The organism is Clostridium sp. AF28-12, from assembly GCF_003435225.1.
Taxonomy (GTDB): domain Bacteria; phylum Bacillota; class Clostridia; order Lachnospirales; family Lachnospiraceae; genus Pilosibacter; species Pilosibacter fragilis.
Genome location: NZ_QWGJ01000003.1, coordinates 12,540 through 31,018, shown reverse-complemented (window position 1 = coordinate 31,018; position 18,479 = coordinate 12,540). Strand labels below are relative to the sequence as shown.

Below are 18,479 nucleotides of genomic sequence, written 5' to 3'. Positions count from 1 at the left end.
GGCTCCCAACGTTTTTACATAAATACGGACACCCCATCGGCTGAATAATCCCCTAATACCGTTATGCTGCTTCCAACTCTCTCTCCGCTGCGATTTTTTGTTATTACAATTTTCTTGTCGATCCTGTCTTTCAGCTCTGAAACATGAGAAATGATGCCAACCAGTTTTTTCCCTTCTGCCAGATTTCCCAATGCCTTTACTGCTTGATTTAATGCGTCTTCATCCAGAGAACCAAACCCCTCGTCCACGAACATGGCATCCATCTGTATTCCACCGGCCATAGACTGGATCTCATCTGAAAGGCCAAGTGCAAGAGACAGAGATGCCTGAAAAGTCTCGCCTCCGGAAAGTGTCTTTACACTCCGCTCACTTCCGTTGTAATGGTCGATGACATTTAGCTCCAACCCACTTTTATCCTTTTTATTGTCAGCACTTTCCCGCCGCTTCATCTCATACTGTCCGCTGCTCATCGTCATCAGCCGAAGATTCGCCCGCCGTAAGATCCGGTCAAAATATGCCATCTGGACATAGGTTTCAAGTTCAACTTTACTTTTACCGTTTAATGTTCCGCCTGCCGTATCCGCAAGGGAATGGATCCAGACATATTCCTTTTCCGTCTGTTTCATTCTGCCCTGCTGGCCACATACAGCTTCATAGATTCTGAGATTATTGTGCCAGGACGAATGTATTTTTTCACGAAGCTTTGATGTCTCTGCCTTCTCTGTTTCCAAATATTCCATTGTCTCTGAAAGTTCTTTTTCTGGAATATCTTCGAATCCCCGAATCTGCTTTTTAAGAGCTTCCGCTGCTGAATTCAGACTGGCATTCTGGTTCTGACATCGCTCCAGAGCCTTTTTCGCGTCAATTGCTTCCTGATCAAGTTCACTTTTTCTGGTTTTCATGGCTTGCAGATTATTTTCAATCTCCACAGCATTTTGACCTTCCAGCTTTCTCTGAAACTCTTCCACATGCTTCCGCAGCATTGTTAATACTGTCACCAGATTCTGTTCTGAAAGAGCAAGTTCTTTGTTTCTTTCTCCTGCAGCATTCAGATCTGTTTCCAGACGGTTTATCATACCACCCAATCCATCCAGCACTTTCTGCTGTTCTGTGTTCGCTTTTATGCGGATCTCCAAAGCCCGGCGTTCATCATCTAATTTTTCAATTACCGGATCTGCTGCAGTCACAAGCTCGTCTGGACCAGTTACAATTAAGGCCTCTTTGACCAGATTTTTTTCCGTTCCGCAGATCAGCTCAGCTGTATTTCTCATTTCCTGATCTAAATTCCTTTTAAAAAAGCTGGCTCTTTCACTAAGTCTCTGGACCTTTTCTTCTGCCTGCGCCTTTTCCTGTTCTTTTCGCTTCAGTTCCTTCTGGTCCGGAATCTCTTCTGAAAGTTTCGCCGGAGCCGGATGATGAATCGAACCGCATACCGGGCAGGGCATTCCAGCCTGTAAATTTTGGGCCAGAATTCCAGCCTGAGCATCCAAAAATAAGCGTTCAAGATGTGCATAGACACTGCGAATCTCATCGCACTGATCAACAGCACTCCGGTATTCCTCCTGAGCATTTTTTAACTCTCTATTGATAGACTCCACCCGGTTCATCTGTTCTTCCAGTTCATTTTTTCGGTGCAAAAGTTTCTCTTTTGCACGTGTGAGCTGTTCTCTTTCTACCGGCACTCCCAGATTATGCTCTTTCTCCCCGCGCCTGTCTTCCAGTTCTTTCTGGAGGCTGCTGACTTGATTTTCATTTTCCTTTTTTTCTTCCTGAATCTTCAAAAGAAGCTTTTCTTTTCCGTCGATCTCTTCACGAGTCTTATCCAGCTCGATAAAGCTTTGACGGCTAAGTTCAAGTTTCTGAATCCGTTCTGTCAGTTTCTCGCGTGTTCCTTCCTGCTTTTCTATCCTGTTCCACTCAGCGAGCACCCGTCCATATTCCGGCTGCAGTAACTCCAACTCCTGCTGTTTTGCTTTAAGTTCAGCTGCTGTCTTTTTTAGTAGGTCCGCTTTTCCCTTTTTTTCACTAACACTGCAAATCTGCTCTTCAATTTTCCTTAGAGTTTCATCCAGTATCTCCAAACGCTCCTGCTCTTTTTTCGTCTCAGCACGCAGTAAATTGATTCCATCAGTTATTTTCCCCTCGAAACCGGCTTTCTTTAAAGCAAGGAACTCCTGACCGGCAGCCGGATCCTCCTCAAAACTGGCATCATTCAAATACTGGCTGATACTCCGGCGCAGTTCATCGTAATCTTTTCTTCTTCTCCGTTCTTCGTCCCTGAGACGTATCTGAATCGTCTGATAGATTTCCGTATGAAAAATCTGCCGGAAGATTTCCCCACGTTCGGCAGTTCCTGCAATCAGGAGTTTCTGAAAATCCCCCTGTGCGATCATCGCGATCTGGGTAAATTGCTTATAGTCAAGACCCATAAGTTCCGTTACCGCCTTTGTCACTGCCCCCATTTTCGTAACAGTCTGACGTTCGTCGGGATAAAAGAGCTCCGCATCTGCCTTTTTTGTTGTAAATCCGGTTCCACGTTTCTTTTGGGTCTGATATTCCGGATTTCTACGAATTTTATATTCTTTTCGCTGGTAGGAGAAGGTCAATTCTACGAATGTTTCTGTCTCTGCCTTTGCGTATTTGCTGCGGAACATTCCGGATTCCCGCACAGTCCCACTCGCTTCCCCATACAGGGCAAATGTGATTGCGTCAAAGACCGTTGTCTTACCGGCACCTGTATCCCCCGTAATCAAGTAGAGCCCGTGTTCTCCAAGTTTTTCAAAATCAATCGTGCTCTCTCCCGCATAGGGGCCAAAAGCACTGATCACCAGTTTTTTTGGCTTCATTCTTTTATCTCCCGGATCAATTTTTCTGCAAACTCTTCCTGCTGTTTCATCATAGGCTGGTTATTCTGAAGTTCATAAAACTCCCGGAATAGTTCTAACTCTGTCTTTTCTTCTACATCCTGAACCGCATCAATCTGGCTGCTGGCTCTTGTCCTTTGATTATCATACAAAAGCTGCATAATATTCGGATAGATGACTCTCAGCTTCTGAAGTCCATCCGGTACATCATCCTCATCCGTCAACGTTACCTGAATATAATCTTCACAGTTCATATCCCGATAAAACGAACGGGCAGTCAGTTCCATATATGTTCCCCGGAGCTTTCGCATATCCCGAAATGGTTTTAAAGGCAGAAGTCTGATCTTTACCGTTCCCTTTTCTTCCATCTCCACGACCGTGATCGTTTTTTCCTGATCCGTCTCAGAGAAGGAATATTTCAGGGGCGTTCCGCAGTACCGCACCATGCCCTTTCCCACATTCTGAGGACTATGGATATGCCCCAAGGCTGTATAATCAAAAGCCTCAAAGACTGAAGCATCAATATTATCAAGACCTCCGACCTGGATATCCTCCGATTCGCATCGGGACGCTCCTGTAACAAACTGGTGCGCCACGAGGATATTTCTCTCATTCGGATCGATCTCCATGTGGCTGATCACTGCACGTACTGCAGACTGGACATCTGTAATCAAATCTGACTCATCTTCAAATACGCGGCGCACAGCTGCCGGACGGATAAACGGAAGAAGATGGATCCAGACCGTCCCATACTGATCTGCGATCGGAATTTTCATGACGGTTCCGTCATAGACGGGGGAGAGATAAATTCCCCGGCTGTTTAGCAGTCTTCCCCCAAAAGCCAGTCGTTCCGCAGAATCATGGTTTCCGCTGATAACAAAGACGGGAAGCTTTCTCTCCGCAAGCTTTGTGATAAACTCATCGAACACCTGAACCGCTTCCGCGGAGGGAATCTGTTTATCATAGATATCTCCTGCCAGGATCACTCCGTCCGGCATCTCTTTCTCCGCGAGATCCAGAATCCTTTCAAGAATATATTTCTGGTCCTCGATCATAGAAAATTCATTCACTCTCTTTCCGATATGAAGATCTGATAAATGGAATAATCTCATCTGTGCCTCCTGTGGTCTCTGCTGTTAATCCTATTGTAATGTCTCTCACCGGCAATAGCAAGCCATTGTCTTATAAAGAATAAGACCCCGGAACATATATCTGTCCATGGGATCTTATTCTCTGGTCAAAAAACGGTTCTTACCGCAACACTCATATCCGGGAAACATCTTTTTGAGGATCACTTTATATACGGATTCCCCGGTGTCTCCGCATAGTATTCCACGGAGATCATATTTCCGGCGCGTATCTCATCTGAAACCATTCCGTTTATCAATTTCAGCTCATAAACGTATTCCCGTACCGACATACCGGAGTGGTGATAATAAGTTTTTGCAATCGACCAGAGTGTATCACCTTTTTCTACCTCGATCGTCGTATAATAGCGGTTATAGACTGTATCATCACTCTCTTCATTCGCCATAACCAGAGTCTTTCCGAAAAAGCAGGACATAATCATTACAATCATAACAAGGGCTATCAAATACTTCTTCATACAGCTTCCTCCTTTGTATCCAGCGAGTCCAAACTTACGTTTGCGAACATCTGTTCTGTATCGAATTCTATCACACGAACATACGTTTGTCAATTCTTTTTCGGTATTTTTCGAACAAAGGTTTGCTTTTTCCCGTATTTTATGGTACTATGTATACAGATGAAAAAAGGAGGGATTTCATGAGTCAGGGAAAAATTACTGATAAGCAGAGAGAAATACTTGAATATATAAAAGAAATGATCTTAAAGAAAGGTTATCCGCCGGCTGTGCGCGAGATTTGTGAAGCGGTACACTTAAAGTCCACTTCCTCCGTGCACTCTCATCTGGAATCCTTGGAAAAAAACGGCTATATCCGTCGTGATCCGACAAAGCCGAGAACGATCGAGATCCTTGATGACGATTTCGCCCTGACGAGACGCGAACTCGTAAACGTGCCGGTGATCGGTACGGTCGCTGCCGGAGTGCCAATCCTTGCAGAACAGAACATCGAAGATTATCTCCCGATTCCTGCAGAAATTCTTCCAAATAAGGAAGTATTTATGTTGAAGGTAAAAGGAAACAGTATGATCGAGGCCGGAATCTACAACGGCGATAAAGTGATCGTTGCAAAGCAGCCAAACGCTGAAAACGGTGATAAGGTCGTTGCTCTGGTGGACGATTCCGCTACTGTAAAAACTTTCTATAAGGAAAATGGCCATTTCCGTCTCCAACCGGAAAATTCCTCGATGGATCCGATCATTCTTGATCAGGTCGAGATCCTTGGAAAGGTCATCGGTCTTTTCCGTATGATGAATTAAACCGATCTTTATTTTTACGGATAGTTCTTAAAGAATCGCTGTGATCCTCGAGGAACGTCTCTCCCCGCCGGAGACCTCACTCCCACCGTGATGAACTTGCGATGACTTGCCGTTCGAAAAAGGCAGACATCTTATATGGCTCAGAGAAAAAGCCCCACTGGATATCTATGACTATACGACATCATTCGAGATCCGGTGGGGCTTCATGTTTTATTGTATTTCAAATTCTGCCGGTACCGAATATACTCTTCCGTCTGGCAAATAGATCTCTTTTATCATTTTATATTTGCCTTTCTGGAGTTCTCCGTATAACCATGCAAAATCTATATCCATAAACCGAGATTCTCCGGGTTCCAATTCGTAGGCAATCTCTATAAAACTATAATCTTCGGGTAAAACCGGAAGTTTCTCCCAACTATCATCCCAAAAGGCCTCCATTGTATACGCTTCCCCATAGATTATCGTTTCATTGCTGACATTGGAAAGCTTCAGCTGAAGGCTGTCAGAAGTTGCCAGCCTAATTCCCGCATGTACATAATCAAGATACTCCGCAGTTTCTTCCTTTGTAGCCTTTTCTGCTTCAAAGAGTGCAAAACCCGAATCATACTTTACATATAGTTTTTGAGGAAATTCCGGATCCCTGTAAACCTCCTGCCCTACGTTTAAGTGGGTGCCGTTTAAATCTTTTGTAGGGTATTCCAAATTATTCACAAAGGCTATCTGACCTAAAAACTCCCAGCTTCCCTTTTGTTGGAGATCAAAGCCGGTAGCATTATACAAATACAGGGAACCATCATAAAATAAAGAGATGCGTGGTACCTCTTCAGAAGCATAACCAGTAGGGGTGATCGTGTTTGTTTCCTGCGCTGCATTGGGTACAGTATGGCAGCCGGCCAGAAGCAGGCCGAAGATTCCAAATATGACTAATAATCTTTTTCTCATTACGACACCACCTCTCCATATGTTTGTATTACAAGACAACATTTCTATTATTATTATAGATAAACTCATGACCGTATGCCATAAAGTTTTCCTTACATTTATCTTTACAATTCTTACTGTTCTTATACCCGCCTTGCTTTATACCTGTTTTTCTGAGATAATAAAGCCTGATATGCAAAAACCTATAATGAAAGGAATTTTCAATATGAAAAAAATAATTACAGCGCTTCTGACTCTTACCATGGCTGCTTCTCTGGCAGGATGCGGCAGCAAGCCTGCAGATGAACCGACGAAATCCCCGGAAACGGTGATTGAATCGGCGGTTGATTTTTATACAGAAGTTTGGGATGCTTTGGGCGAGGACAGACAGTTTGCGGCTGTAGGTGGTGATGCAGAGCACGAAGCGGAAGCGCCGGCAAAATTCGCCATGACTGATGAGAATAAGGAGACATTTGAGTATCTTCTTCATGTAAACGATGAGCTTTATGATATGCTGGATGATGATACAGCTACCCTGCAGCATATGATGAACACCAATACTTTCAGTTCTGCCTTTGCAAAGCTTAAGGATACCTCGAAAGCCGAAAAATTTGCCGAGGATTACAAAGCTGAGATTCAGGGTCAGCACTGGATGTGCGGATTCCCGGATAAAGTGGTTGTCATCTCGGTTGCGGATTATGTCATGATGGCATATGGCGCTGAGGAATGTGTCGATGATCTGGTTGAGGCCTGCTCGGAAGTGGCACCGGATTCCACCGTTCTGGTGGATGCACCGGCTGTACTTGATTAGGAGGAACCTATGCTTTTTTCGAGCATACCATTTTTATTCTGGTTTCTGCCCGGTGTCCTGATCCTCTATGCAGCAGCACCGGGATCATTGAAAAATACGGTTCTCCTGCTTTCCAGCCTTTTTTTCTATGGCTGGGGAGAACCGAGGTATGTGATTTGGATGATGCTTGCCATCCTGATGGCTTATATATTTGGATTGCTGATCGAGCGTTATCAGAGTGTTCCGAAGCTTGCCAGGCTTTTTCTCGCACTTTCGGTTTCATCCAGCCTTCTCATGCTTGGCTATTTTAAATACGCAGATTTTTTTATCCGTAATGTAAATGCCGTCACCGGATGTTCGATTTCCCTGCTTAACATCACACTTCCCATCGGAATCAGCTTTTATACCTTCCAGATACTCAGCTATACGGTGGATGTATACAGGCAGGATGTGAAAGCCCAGAGAAATCTGATAGACCTGGCTACATATGTGGCACTCTTTCCTCAGCTGATCGCCGGTCCCATCGTCCGTTATTCGGATATTGCAGAACAGTTGAAGGGGCGTATTCATACTATGGGTAAGACGGCCCAGGGAATCCGTCGATTTATCTTAGGACTCGGTAAGAAGATTCTGATCGCCAATCTGCTTGGAGAATTGTGCAGCATCTTCCGGGCTTCGGATGATAAATCGATACTTTTCTTCTGGCTCTATGCAGTCGCCTATACCCTTCATGTATATTTTGATTTTTCAGGATACAGCGATATGGCCATCGGACTTGGAAAGCTATTTGGATTTGATTTTCTGGAAAATTTTAATTATCCTTTTATCTCGAAAAGTATAACTGAATTCTGGCGTCGCTGGCATATGTCTCTCGGCACCTGGTTTCGGGATTATGTCTATATTCCTCTGGGAGGCAGTCGTGTATGTTTACCGCGGCATCTGTTTAATATATTTCTGGTCTGGATGCTGACGGGCTTCTGGCATGGTGCCGCCTGGAATTTCGTAATCTGGGGACTTTATTTTGCTCTGCTGCTGATTCTGGAGAAGATATGGCTTCTGGAAATCCTTAAAAAGAGCCATGTCTTAAACCGCATCTATGTATTGACTGCTGCTGTAATCAGTTTTGTGATCTTTGATGCCACTGATATGTCCCAGGCATTCTCGTACCTGAAAGCCATGTTTGGAACAGGCGGATATCCATTGACTTCTGCAGCATCCAGCTACTATTTCCGCAGCTATTTTGTGGTCTTGATGATAGCCCTGCTTGGTGCGACACCGATTCCAAAGTCCTTTTGCAGACGGATCCAGCAATGGAAAACAGGAACAGCAGTTATGTTATTCGCAGAACCACTGGCACTTTCAGCCCTGCTGCTTATCTGTACGGCTTTTCTGGTGGATGGCTCCTTTAACCCATTTCTTTATTTCAGGTTTTAGAAATTCTGGGGTTGGGAAGGAATGATAGATGATAGAATATAAGAATATAAAAAGCATAAAGAATACAAAAAATATCAATCATATAAATAACATGAACACCATAGTTACAGTGGTTGTGCTGGGAGTCGTATTTGTTAGCCTTACCATGGCGTCCTGGCTGCTGCCGCCCCAGGAGTTTTCTGACAACGAACGGCGAAAGCTTGCACAGCGCCCGAAGTTTTCCCTGGATACCATGTCCGATGGAAGCTTTATGACGGAATTTGAAAAGTATACGCTTGATCAATTTCCGCTGCGGGATCAGTTCCGGACGTTGAAAGCCTATACCACCTACGATGTGTTTGGTCAGCTTGATAATCATGATATTTATATACAGGATGGTTATGCAGCAAAGCTTGAATATCCGCTTCAAATGGATTCTCTGGAACATGCAGCGGACCGGTTTGCATATATCTATGAGAAATATCTGGCTGACAAGGAGATGAATATTTATCTCTCCATTGTCCCGGATAAAAGCTACTTTCTTGCGGAGAAACATGGATACCTCTCCACGGACTATGAAAAACTGTTCCATGTGATGCGGAATCACATGAACTACGCAGACTATATCGATATCACAGGAACGCTGGATATTACGGATTACTATAAGACAGATACCCATTGGCGTCAGGAGAAGCTTCCAGATACGGCAGCTGTTCTTGCGGAGGGCATGGGGACATCTATCTCCGGAGCTTACACAGAATATGCGCTGGATGTCCCTTTTTATGGTGTATATTATGGTCTGTCTGCTCTTCCACTGCCGCCAGAAACGCTATATTATTTATCCAATGATGTTTTAGATGGCTGTATCGTGACCAATCATGAGGATCAGACGATGGGTTCCATCTACAATATGGAGAAAAAATCCGGCAAAGATCCTTATGAGATCTTTCTTTCCGGCCCCCGCTCCCTGATAACCATCGAGAATCCGAACTGTAAATCGGACAAAGAGCTTGTCATTTTCCGGGATTCCTTTGGCAGCAGTATCGCGCCTCTTCTTTCGGAAGGGTATGCCAAAATCACTCTGGTGGATATCCGGTATCTGAGGGCAGATTTACTTGAACGTTTTATAGAATTTAAGAATCAGGATGTACTGTTTCTGTACAGTACATCGGTACTGAATCATAGTGAGACATTGACCTGATTGTAAACCTTGCAGAAGCATTGATCTGCCAAAATCAAAACAGATTTTACTCGCCCACCTTCTATTGTCCATGCCAATCAGCTTTCTAAATAAACCGTCCGGCCGGATAAATTTCGCTGTTCAATCCGCTGCGTTCGTGATAGAATGAAAGCAAGTGTTTCGGGATAGTACAGAATCATGGAGGGATGCAAATGGAACCGATGTATTTGTCAATCCAGCCCGTGGAAACCGGGAAGCGGATAAAGCAGCTGCTTTCGGAGCAAAACTATACGATCCGCGAGATCCAGGGTGCGTTCGGCTTTGAAAACCCACAGGCAATCTATAAGTGGATCGCCGGAAAATCGCTGCCGAGCCTGGACAACTTTATCATTCTCAGCAGATTATTACATACCAGTATTGAAAATATCCTCGTCATTGACGGGGATATTCCTCGTTTATGGGTCAGTTTAAACCAGTGGTTCAATGACATCTTCTCTCTCCTGCCTTATAATCGTGTCATAAGGAAGTGATGCGAAGGAGGCGAAACACATTATGAAAATAACTTCGGCTTATGCCAATAAACTGCTCAAAAGTCTGGCGGACGAAAAATCTTACTGGGAGGCCCAGGAAGCGTCATCCCGCACTTACGTTGCCGCTGTCGGCGAGGAACCGGTCATCCCGAAATATGACTATTCCGCCGTTTCTGAGACGTTAAAAGAAATCGACCGAAAAGCCGTCATCATCAAGCACGCCCTGAACCTGGCCAATGCCACCGCAAAGATCAGGGTAGGCGATACGGAAATGAGTGTCGACAGCATTCTGGTAAGAATGGCACAACTTAGCTCCCGCAAAGCGACTCTGGACACCATGCGGAAATATCTGCCAAAAATGAGGGAATCTTCCCATGCATTCAGCTCCAGAAATGCCGTTCCTGAATACCGCTACACCAATTATGATCCAGAACTGGTAAAACGTGATTATGAATGCATCTCCGGTGAGATCATGGAAATGCAGATTGCCCTTGACCGGTACAATCAGACTTTCCTGTTTGAAGCGGACATTTAAATGATTTTTCCGTACAGGGTCATTTTAAAAATGCAGATGGTCTTGTTAATGTTCAGTGGCATAGATTATTTTGTTATCTTTTATCCATTGTATCTTTCGGTTCATGGTAAATTAATTCAAAAAATAAAAAGGTAAACAATTTCCCTGTAGAAAACCCGTGAGTGATCACGCCGGTGCCAGGGTACGGTTTCAGGCACCACGGCTGCGGAATGCAAATTTCGCAGCATTTTCCTTACAGACAGCTATCACAAAGGAGGAGCCTATGAAAAATTTTCTGAGACTGGACGGCCGGTCCATCCTGTCCGTCCCTGCATATCAATCCCACAGGTTCCGAAAATACTTCGTCATAAGCTCCATGCCCTGCTTCAGGCACTGGTCCCGATACTCACGCAGTTCGCCCTCTGCCGCCAGCCACTTTCCCGAGATTTCTACATATTCCGGCACATCGCTCATCATATACAACCGGTGTGTATGCTCCCGCTCTTCTCTCGCAATCTCCTCTTCCGTCTTCAGCTTCTCACCGAACATGCCGTATTTTGTCGTGAATTCTTCCTGTGCCAGGTCATGCTCTTCCTCATACAGATTCTTCTTTCTGCATGTATCCTCATTTGCTTCCCGGAACAGAAATTCCATTCTTCCCAGAATACGATCCCATTTCCGGATATTTTCTTCTTCCGGTCCTTCAAAGAAGCTGGGATAACCATGGCTGTTGACACGAAGGTCATGAATCATGTTCGGAACAACCGTAAGAAACCATTGGTCAATCGACCAGATGTCACGGTAACAGTATCCGTACCGCAGTCTTTGATAAATACAGATGACGTCCTCTTTCCATATGGAAATCCTTTCCCATAATGATTCTTTCTTCCGATGTGACAGGAAAACGGAACATTCTTCCTTGTAACTCTTTCTGTTTTCCTTCGGACTCATTCGCTTTGCAATTCTCTTTACAGTATCCATGGACAGTTTCTCCTTTCCCGTAATATCCCTGATACGACAGTTATATCACGGCACAGGAAAAACTGCATTGAACCTGCGGTTTAATTCTTGCGAATATACGAAAGACAATCCCTACCTAAGCAGAGACTGCCTTTCTTTTGCTATTCAAAAATCATGTTTTTGCACGGGTTATTCCACCAACTTTAATATCCTGCAATTCCATCACCTCATCGGCATCCATATATGCATAATTTTCTCCCATCGCTTGTCTCCTTTCAATTCTTTACGCTCCCATCACCCGCTTAAACACTTTGAAGTTCGTATCATCCCGCGGCGGGCAATAGACCGCAAATTCAATGGTTTTAAATGCGTACAGATAATCCGCAATCACTTCTTTGGCAGCACGCGCCACCACTTCCGGCTTATTCTGAAATGCTCCGCATCCGAATGCGCCCAGAATCACCACTTCGTCACCGTTCAGTACGGCAACATCCAGAATCCTGATCAGCCTCTTCTTATGGATTTCCAGGAGTTCCCGGTCACTGACTTTTACCGCCCGGTCGCCGTTACCCTGGTTGAACCGGTTGCTCGGCCGTTCCCGCAGGTTCGGTGCTGCACAGGTGATCACATCCACTTCATACCAGTCTTTTTCATCCATCAGCTTCGGCTTGTTCGTATCTGTCTTAAATACAGTCACATCCGGCGTATAGATGATATCCGCATTGTTGATCGGATTCTTTTCATTCCGATGAGGGTAATAGAATCCTTTCATCATTTCCGGTACGCTCAGGCAGAAATACAGGCCGGAACACCGACACAGACATTCCTCCTGTGCGCTGGATCCTCTTGTCACGCCGCCGCCCGGATTTGTGGCAGAGGCAAAGTTATGTACCGCCACCTTCTGACCTGCATAATCTGCAGCCGCCTCGAAAGTCCGCTTTGTGGATACAACAATCTTCGCTTCATCTTCAAAGCGTGCCTTATCCACGGCAGACAGCTCCTCTTCTTCCAGGATGAGTTTCTGGTTTTTCACCGACCGTGCAAGAACTTCCTTAATCTTTCCGTTTGTCTCGCACAGCTTTTTAGTATCTTCAAAAACCTCTACATTCTCAAAACTGCTCATATGTTTATCATTCCTTTTTCTCTCTGTTAATTTCAGATCTAACGCTATGAAAACGGCCGCGGAATCGCTCCCGCAGCCCAGTACCTGGCATTGTCTGCCTTACATGCCATCATCACGAAAATACTCGTTTACCATACGTAACAGCAAAATCATATCCACTTCTGATACGCATGATGCATCCAGCTCAAACTCATAGACGCTGTTCTTTGTTCTGATTGTCAATGAACCATCTTCCACCTGGATACTTCCGTAGGTTGTATGCAGGTATTTGCCGGGACATTTACTTGCCGGACTTGTGAAAAAGTAAATCATATACTTCTCATACCAGCTGTCGGATTTATAGACCATGATCAGTCCTAGCTGATCCATATACGGTATCCGCCAATCCATGTATTTCCGACCGTTCTTATCTTCTGCTTTACGCAGGATTCCCAATGCCGACTGATCCAAATGCATCTCATCAACTCCTTAATCTTATCACACGGGTATTTCGCCGACCGCCGCAATAAAATCCCGATCCCGGTATCCGACTTCGTCGAATTTCCGCAGCCCGGCTTCCGCTTCAAATACGTGACCGCAGCAACAACACTTAAGCTTTCGTGTAACAACAATTCCCGGCTCGCCCAGAAGTAACTCCAAGGATGATTTTCCCTCACTGGCTGCCACATACGCATCCATCTTCGCCTGTTCCTCATCCGTCAGCTGGATATGCCACCAATTATGTTCCTCATGGCACTTGGGACACGGCGGGTTGATTTTATAAAGCCTTCCCATAGTCTGGTCTCCTTTCGATTTTCACTCACTTTGAATTCTTTGCAAATCTTGACAGCATTTTCGCTATCTCGTTCTTTGTAATCTCCGAAACCAGAGAGAGAATTTTAATATCTTCCTCTGTTAATTCATCGTGATAAAACACAAGCATTTCTCACAGCAGTATTTGCTGGTGAGAATCTCAGGGACAAGTATTGCAATCCGTGCTTTTTATTGCAAATTCAGTAGATTCATCACCAGTTTCACCATTACTTCTTTTTCTTCTGGATTAGATTCAGCAATCATCAACGTAACGGCCACCAAGGTTCCATCGCTGAGTCGTTTTTCTCAATCTTGGAATAAAGCGTTGTTTTTATCCAGGAATTCAAGAAAAAGTGATGCCGCAATTCTCTTGCAGCCATCCGCATAAGGATGGTCCTTGATCATAAAATACAATAGATTTGCGGCTTTTTCTTCTAATGATGGATATGCATACTTGCCGAATATACTTTGATATACTGCAGCAAGGATTCCCTCAACCTTACCTTTTTCTTTTTCAACTCCAAAGACGTCCGAATGAAACGAATCCTCCATAGCATCGACCATATGACGGCAATCTTCATAAGTGATCCTGTAAATCGGCTGATTTCCTTTTGGCTTCTCCAATGTCTGGTGATCATACCACCAATTTGCACTACATTATCAGCAACACCATCAACCCACTGCCCATCTACAAGAGCCTCGTACTGACGTTGTCTAAAAGGCACATCACCATAAAGATCTCGTACTGCTGTTTCATAGCTTTGCCCATAATCAAGGGCAGCTTTTCGTCATCATAGCCAGGATACCCGCAGAAATATTGAAGATATGGGTTTTCCTGGATCTGGAGCGCGGTTTCCTCGTCAGAATAGCCATACTCCGCCTGAATAATGCAGACCTCCAAGGCCAGACGCAGCGGCTTGGCCACATTGCCTTTCCGGTTGGTGAATAGTGCGGCGTAGCGCTTCTCGATCTCCAGTCAGGGGATCGTCTGGGCTTTCTTTACCCAACGGTTGCTTTCCTTCAGATTCATATCCACCGGCTGTTTGAAATCCGCCAAGCTGATCTGGCCATTGCTGTAACGATACATAGTTGCCCTCCAGGTGCACGATTTTTGCTGGATTTTTGCCAGTTCCCTTGCTCCTATTATACCACGGATTGGCTTCTATGGATTGAAATATAAGGCTTTTTCTATTATTCAGTGCATATTAAATACGCGGAACCCCCTTCGCCATGATCCGGTTTGGGTAACGGCGCATGACAAACGCGCGCGGACACGCAAAATGAGGGCGAAAGGGACCGCCCCGCTTTTCCCTTCTTGACAGCGATGGATCAGCCTTAACCGGTGCCCGGGATATGGAGATCCTCAGCGGCCAGATCCTCCTTGGCGTTCGCGAAGGACAGCAGCGTTACAAACGTCAGCAGCAAAGCAATCGCTTTTTTCATGATGTTCTCTCCCCTTCTCGGTTTCAACCGGAGCGTTTGTTCCCACAAGGTCTTGTCGAGGAAGGGCGGTCCGGCAGTGGTCTTGCCCACGATCAGTTAAGCTTTTGTCCTGTTTTCCGTGCTCCGGCTTAAATCCGGACCCTTTTCTGTCGATAATAAGGATATGAAAAACATTTTTCTGTCGATAATAAGGATATGAAAAACATTTAGACAGGAGGTTCCGCAATGAAAATTCAAGATGCGAAGAAGGCATACGCCGCGCAGATGGATACGCTGTGGACACGGAAACGCGACCTGTCGCAGGCGCTCAAAAATTGCCAGCAGGGCGGCACGCCCAATGTGGATCGTGTGGAGATCTCCCGTGAGCTGTCCGCCGTGGACGCGCAATACAACGAGGCCCAGGGCGTGATGGAGAGCATCATCGAGCGGGAGACTGCCATCCACAACGCCGAGGTTGCAAAGCAGCAGGGCAATGCTCTGTCGAAGGCCGCAGAGGAGATGGGCAAGATGCTGGAGATCTACCACCGCATCGCCTCCGGCGGTCAAGTCCCTCCGGAGGATGAACAGCGGCTGATGGAATACAACCACAAGCTTTACATGGCGGCCAAGACCGCGGCCATGCTGCAAGAGGGAGACGGCGAGGAGTACGACTCCCTCTTTGAGGACGAGGAGGAAAAAAACGGCGAAGAAAAGACCGCCAGCGAGATCGCGGGCGAGGCGGAGATCTCCGTCCCCGGCGGAGGCGGGGACGCCGGTCTCGACATCGCCTCGGAGTGATGGCTATACCGCTCCTCCGTTTCTTTTTTAGGACAGCAAAAAAGGGCACAAAACCGCCCTTTACGGTTTTGTGCCCCCGTTGAGTTACCTGAGAGATTCCCTCCGCTTTGGGAGGTTGCACCTTCGGTGGTCGGGCGCTGCCACCCGGCCTTTTCGGAGCGTCGTCCGAAACCGGTCCTTTTGCCTGGGAGCTTCTGCGTTCCCCTTCGGCATCGCCTGAGCGATCTCTCCCAAAACAAAACTACCTTTTTATTTCCAAAATAGAAAATTATCGCAAATCCTTTATCCATGCGGATTTGCCGCTATTTTGTACATTTCCTAAATTTTTTCCAAAATCCAAAATAGGACGTCAAATCTTACCTCTGTTAGAGTCCGATAGAAACAGCCATCCTAAGACCAGCAGAATTAACCAATCTGAGTCCGATAGAAACAGCCAATCTTAATCCAATAAAAGAAGCCATTACGATATTACTTCATGTTCTATAATGGTGTTAGCCAATGCACCACGAAAGGAGAAACATGAATGAGAATAACAGTAATGACTTGCAGACTATCATAACACAAGTCATTGAAGAAATGAAGTCAGAGCAAGGTGATAAGTTCGATATCAATAGAATTAACCTTGCTGAAATGGAACGCCGTACAGGAATGACAAGAGCACAGCTACGACGATTAAAAAAGAATGATTTCCAGATAACACCACATGCTCTTACAGGCCGCAAAGCGGATACAACCATTATCTCTGGATATACAGGAGTTATTGATGACCTGCTGAAAAAAGGGGTATCTAATTCTGAAGTTATTCTGGAACGAATTCAGGAACAAGGCTTTCAAGGGAGCTTAACTACGGTAAAGAGATACATTCAATCTCATAAATATCTTATTCCGCCCAAAAGGCAGACAGTTGCACCGCAGGGCAACCGTGGACGCAGATATTCCAGTGATGCTGGTGAGAGTTATCAAATGGACTGGGGATTTGTAAATGTGGACACAGGTGATGGCACTTCTTACAAAGTAGCTTGTTTTGCAATGATCTGCCATCATTGCGGGGAACGCTATATAGAGTTCTTTCCAAATGCAAAACAGGAAAATCTCTTTATTGGTATGATTCATGCTTTTAAACGTATGGGAGTTCCTGGACACGTTCTGACGGACAATATGAAAAGTGTTGTGCTCCATCGTGATTCGGAAGGACATCCGGTTTGGAATCATGATTATGAAGCTTTTATGAATACCATCGGCTTTGAAACGAAACTGTGCAGACCCAGACATCCGTTCACGAAAGGTTCTGTTGAGCGCCTGGTACGCTTTGTAAAAGAAAACTTTCTAGCAGGACGAGTTTTTGGTACTATTACAGATCTCAACTATGAAGCATGGAAATGGTGCGATAATCAGAACAATCGATATCACAAAGCTGTTGACTGTATTCCTCATGAAAGACATTCTGTAAGCTGTATAAAAAATGCATCCATACTTATGGATACCTTTGATGTCCGAAAGTATTTGTGCCCGATCCGCTGTATTTCATTTGATGGTTTTGTCACATATGAAGGAAGACGTTTTGGAATTCCATACAGTTATGTTCAACAGACCTGCCGTGTTCAAAGAGAAGATTTTACATTGTATATCTATGACCTGGAGTTGAGAAAAGTCTTAATAACCCACGATGTGACATGGAGCCGCAAAGACAGTTTCTGCAAAGGTCAGTTTACTGATGATCAACCAGAAGAAAACCCTTCTGTTCCTGTAAAGATCAGTATCACTCAGAAAAAAGAAGATCCACCAAAATCTGCTTTCGCAAAGTTTGCTTTTGGAGGTGACAGAAATGAATGATACACTGATTGAACAGATTCAGGCAGATGCTGCTGCTCTGGATATAAAAATAACAGCACAGGAGATTGCTTTATATCTTTCTGAAAAGAAAGTTCCACCGGAGCACCTAGAAGCCATAAAAAGATTCATAGCTTTTCTCAGAAAAAATCAGCGAGATAAAGCAATAAGCGCACTATTGCAGCACAGCCGTATTCCACAGAAAGAGCCAAGTACATTCGAAAACTCTGATTTCAGCAGAGTGACTGGCGAGCATGCAGCGCAGATAAGAAATCTTCCGAATCTGACAGCGCTATACTCAAGACAGAATATAGCTTTTATCGGTCCTCCAGGTGTTGGAAAAACGCATTTATCAATGGCATATGGTAATGCCTGTTGCCAAAAAGGATTAAAAGCTTATTTCATAAAAGCCACAGAACTGAATGAAAAATTCACAAAGGCCCGAAGAACAGGCACTGAAAGCAGTGCAATATCTGGGCTTGTCAGACCATCATGTCTGATTATCGATGAAATCGGCAGAAGCATCTTCGACATGGAAAACACCCGTCTGTTTTTCGATATGATTGACCGAAGATGCAGTAAGGAAGGCCCAAACTGCATGATTTTCACCAGTAACCTAACACCAGATAAGTGGAGGGACTTCTTTCGAGAAGAGGATTCATTACTCTGTGCGTTAGATAGGACTTTTGATGCTGCCACCGTTTATCTCATGATAGGTGAAAGCTATCGAGGTCGTAACCTGAAAACTTATTCGATAGAAATCAGTGATCCTACCGAATAATTGTCGATAATTAATTAGCCAAGCAGGTGCATTGGCTATTTCTAATGAGCTCGGATTGGTTGTTTCTACTGGACTCTGAGTGGTCGATTCCTCCGGGCTCTAACACTTCAAATTTTCCAAAATGAATTTTTCCAATATCGCCCCATTTTGGCTGTAAA

Annotated in this window: 19 protein-coding genes and 1 riboswitch; of the genes, 9 read left to right on the top strand and 10 right to left on the bottom strand. The window is 44.9% G+C overall.

Features of this window, described 5'->3' with window-relative positions; genetic code table 11:
* Positions 1-14: 14 nt before the first annotated feature.
* The 3 genes from DWY93_RS03760 to DWY93_RS03750 all read right to left on the bottom strand — a co-directional run bounded on the left by DWY93_RS03760 (position 15) and on the right by DWY93_RS03750 (position 4,470).
* Positions 15-2,846 carry an SMC family ATPase gene (locus tag DWY93_RS03760; protein ID WP_117471832.1) on the bottom strand — a complete coding sequence of 944 codons (2,832 nt, stop codon included), beginning with the start codon at positions 2,844-2,846 and terminating at the stop codon, positions 15-17.
* Positions 2,843-3,976 carry an exonuclease SbcCD subunit D gene (locus DWY93_RS03755; protein ID WP_117471831.1) on the bottom strand — a complete coding sequence of 378 codons (1,134 nt, stop codon included), beginning with the start codon at positions 3,974-3,976 and terminating at the stop codon, positions 2,843-2,845. Before DWY93_RS03755 ends, DWY93_RS03760 begins: the two co-directional genes overlap by 4 nt.
* 179 nt (positions 3,977-4,155) lie before the next feature.
* Positions 4,156-4,470 (bottom strand): LysM peptidoglycan-binding domain-containing protein, encoded by a 315-nt coding sequence (locus DWY93_RS03750; protein WP_117470292.1) that lies wholly within the window; start codon positions 4,468-4,470, stop codon positions 4,156-4,158.
* Between the two features lie 179 nt (positions 4,471-4,649).
* On the opposite strand from DWY93_RS03750, the gene lexA reads away from it, so the two are divergent.
* Positions 4,650-5,267, top strand: coding sequence for a transcriptional repressor LexA (lexA, locus tag DWY93_RS03745; protein WP_015554496.1), 618 nt, complete (start codon positions 4,650-4,652; stop codon positions 5,265-5,267).
* Between the two features lie 210 nt (positions 5,268-5,477).
* On the opposite strand, the gene DWY93_RS03740 is transcribed toward lexA, so the two are convergent.
* Positions 5,478-6,209, bottom strand: a complete 732-nt coding sequence (locus tag DWY93_RS03740) for an immunoglobulin-like domain-containing protein (RefSeq protein WP_117471830.1) — start codon at positions 6,207-6,209, stop codon at positions 5,478-5,480.
* A 205-nt stretch (positions 6,210-6,414) separates the two neighbouring features.
* Here DWY93_RS03740 and DWY93_RS03735 point away from each other — a divergent pair, with 205 nt between their 5' ends.
* The 5 genes from DWY93_RS03735 (at position 6,415) to DWY93_RS03715 (ending at position 10,636) form a co-directional block, all read left to right on the top strand.
* Positions 6,415-6,999, top strand: coding sequence for a hypothetical protein (locus DWY93_RS03735; RefSeq protein WP_117471829.1), 585 nt, complete (start codon positions 6,415-6,417; stop codon positions 6,997-6,999).
* 9 nt (positions 7,000-7,008) lie between these two features.
* Positions 7,009-8,412, top strand: a complete 1,404-nt coding sequence (locus tag DWY93_RS03730; protein WP_117471828.1) for an MBOAT family O-acyltransferase — start codon at positions 7,009-7,011, stop codon at positions 8,410-8,412.
* A gap of 91 nt (positions 8,413-8,503) precedes the next feature.
* On the top strand, positions 8,504-9,592 hold the full coding sequence (locus DWY93_RS03725; RefSeq protein WP_242990517.1) for a DHHW family protein: 1,089 nt from the start codon (positions 8,504-8,506) through the stop codon (positions 9,590-9,592).
* Positions 9,593-9,783: 191 nt separating this feature from the next.
* Positions 9,784-10,101: a helix-turn-helix transcriptional regulator gene (locus tag DWY93_RS03720; RefSeq protein WP_015554491.1), complete on the top strand. Its 318-nt coding sequence runs from the start codon at positions 9,784-9,786 to the stop codon at positions 10,099-10,101.
* Between the two features lie 22 nt (positions 10,102-10,123).
* Positions 10,124-10,636, top strand: a complete 513-nt coding sequence (locus tag DWY93_RS03715) for a hypothetical protein (protein WP_181968342.1) — start codon at positions 10,124-10,126, stop codon at positions 10,634-10,636.
* Between the two features lie 315 nt (positions 10,637-10,951).
* Here the strand turns inward: DWY93_RS03715 and DWY93_RS03710 are convergent, their stop codons facing one another.
* The 6 genes from DWY93_RS03710 to DWY93_RS03685 all read right to left on the bottom strand — a co-directional run bounded on the left by DWY93_RS03710 (position 10,952) and on the right by DWY93_RS03685 (position 14,415).
* Positions 10,952-11,596: a hypothetical protein gene (locus tag DWY93_RS03710; protein ID WP_117471825.1), complete on the bottom strand. Its 645-nt coding sequence runs from the start codon at positions 11,594-11,596 to the stop codon at positions 10,952-10,954.
* A 262-nt stretch (positions 11,597-11,858) separates the two neighbouring features.
* Positions 11,859-12,698: a TIGR02452 family protein gene (locus DWY93_RS03705; RefSeq protein WP_117471824.1), complete on the bottom strand. Its 840-nt coding sequence runs from the start codon at positions 12,696-12,698 to the stop codon at positions 11,859-11,861.
* A 99-nt stretch (positions 12,699-12,797) separates the two neighbouring features.
* Positions 12,798-13,067: a hypothetical protein gene (locus DWY93_RS03700; protein ID WP_147324187.1), complete on the bottom strand. Its 270-nt coding sequence runs from the start codon at positions 13,065-13,067 to the stop codon at positions 12,798-12,800.
* Positions 13,068-13,175: 108 nt separating this feature from the next.
* A complete protein-coding gene (locus tag DWY93_RS03695; RefSeq protein WP_117470301.1) occupies positions 13,176-13,472 on the bottom strand; it encodes a hypothetical protein in 297 nt (98 codons plus the stop codon).
* Positions 13,473-13,796: 324 nt separating this feature from the next.
* Positions 13,797-14,054 carry a Fic family protein gene (locus DWY93_RS03690; RefSeq protein ID WP_242990516.1) on the bottom strand — a complete coding sequence of 86 codons (258 nt, stop codon included), beginning with the start codon at positions 14,052-14,054 and terminating at the stop codon, positions 13,797-13,799.
* Between the two features lie 124 nt (positions 14,055-14,178).
* Positions 14,179-14,415, bottom strand: a complete 237-nt coding sequence (locus DWY93_RS03685; protein WP_158553070.1) for a transposase — start codon at positions 14,413-14,415, stop codon at positions 14,179-14,181.
* A 743-nt stretch (positions 14,416-15,158) separates the two neighbouring features.
* Between DWY93_RS03685 and DWY93_RS03680 the strand changes: the two genes are divergently transcribed.
* The 3 genes from DWY93_RS03680 to DWY93_RS03670 all read left to right on the top strand — a co-directional run bounded on the left by DWY93_RS03680 (position 15,159) and on the right by DWY93_RS03670 (position 18,321).
* Complete coding sequence (locus tag DWY93_RS03680) at positions 15,159-15,710, top strand: hypothetical protein (protein ID WP_117471822.1); 552 nt, start codon at positions 15,159-15,161, stop codon at positions 15,708-15,710.
* Between the two features lie 66 nt (positions 15,711-15,776).
* Positions 15,777-15,877: riboswitch (glycine riboswitch) on the bottom strand.
* Between the two features lie 352 nt (positions 15,878-16,229).
* Complete coding sequence (gene istA / locus DWY93_RS03675; protein ID WP_242990515.1) at positions 16,230-17,543, top strand: IS21 family transposase; 1,314 nt, start codon at positions 16,230-16,232, stop codon at positions 17,541-17,543.
* Positions 17,536-18,321: an ATP-binding protein gene (locus DWY93_RS03670; RefSeq protein ID WP_117471820.1), complete on the top strand. Its 786-nt coding sequence runs from the start codon at positions 17,536-17,538 to the stop codon at positions 18,319-18,321. The genes istA and DWY93_RS03670 overlap by 8 nt, the downstream gene beginning before the upstream one ends.
* Positions 18,322-18,479 lie beyond the last annotated feature (158 nt).

Coding starts and splice junctions, on each gene's coding strand:
- DWY93_RS03760 (WP_117471832.1), bottom strand. CDS start 2,846: ATGAAGCCAAAAAAACTGGTGATCAGTGCTTTTGGCCCCTATGCGGGA.
- DWY93_RS03755 (WP_117471831.1), bottom strand. CDS start 3,976: ATGAGATTATTCCATTTATCAGATCTTCATATCGGAAAGAGAGTGAAT.
- DWY93_RS03750 (WP_117470292.1), bottom strand. CDS start 4,470: ATGAAGAAGTATTTGATAGCCCTTGTTATGATTGTAATGATTATGTCC.
- lexA (WP_015554496.1), top strand. CDS start 4,650: ATGAGTCAGGGAAAAATTACTGATAAGCAGAGAGAAATACTTGAATAT.
- DWY93_RS03740 (WP_117471830.1), bottom strand. CDS start 6,209: ATGAGAAAAAGATTATTAGTCATATTTGGAATCTTCGGCCTGCTTCTG.
- DWY93_RS03735 (WP_117471829.1), top strand. CDS start 6,415: ATGAAAAAAATAATTACAGCGCTTCTGACTCTTACCATGGCTGCTTCT.
- DWY93_RS03730 (WP_117471828.1), top strand. CDS start 7,009: ATGCTTTTTTCGAGCATACCATTTTTATTCTGGTTTCTGCCCGGTGTC.
- DWY93_RS03725 (WP_242990517.1), top strand. CDS start 8,504: ATGAACACCATAGTTACAGTGGTTGTGCTGGGAGTCGTATTTGTTAGC.
- DWY93_RS03720 (WP_015554491.1), top strand. CDS start 9,784: ATGGAACCGATGTATTTGTCAATCCAGCCCGTGGAAACCGGGAAGCGG.
- DWY93_RS03715 (WP_181968342.1), top strand. CDS start 10,124: ATGAAAATAACTTCGGCTTATGCCAATAAACTGCTCAAAAGTCTGGCG.
- DWY93_RS03710 (WP_117471825.1), bottom strand. CDS start 11,596: ATGGATACTGTAAAGAGAATTGCAAAGCGAATGAGTCCGAAGGAAAAC.
- DWY93_RS03705 (WP_117471824.1), bottom strand. CDS start 12,698: ATGAGCAGTTTTGAGAATGTAGAGGTTTTTGAAGATACTAAAAAGCTG.
- DWY93_RS03700 (WP_147324187.1), bottom strand. CDS start 13,067: ATGGATCAGCTAGGACTGATCATGGTCTATAAATCCGACAGCTGGTAT.
- DWY93_RS03695 (WP_117470301.1), bottom strand. CDS start 13,472: ATGGGAAGGCTTTATAAAATCAACCCGCCGTGTCCCAAGTGCCATGAG.
- DWY93_RS03690 (WP_242990516.1), bottom strand. CDS start 14,054: ATGGTCGATGCTATGGAGGATTCGTTTCATTCGGACGTCTTTGGAGTT.
- DWY93_RS03680 (WP_117471822.1), top strand. CDS start 15,159: ATGAAAATTCAAGATGCGAAGAAGGCATACGCCGCGCAGATGGATACG.
- istA (WP_242990515.1), top strand. CDS start 16,230: ATGAATGAGAATAACAGTAATGACTTGCAGACTATCATAACACAAGTC.
- DWY93_RS03670 (WP_117471820.1), top strand. CDS start 17,536: ATGAATGATACACTGATTGAACAGATTCAGGCAGATGCTGCTGCTCTG.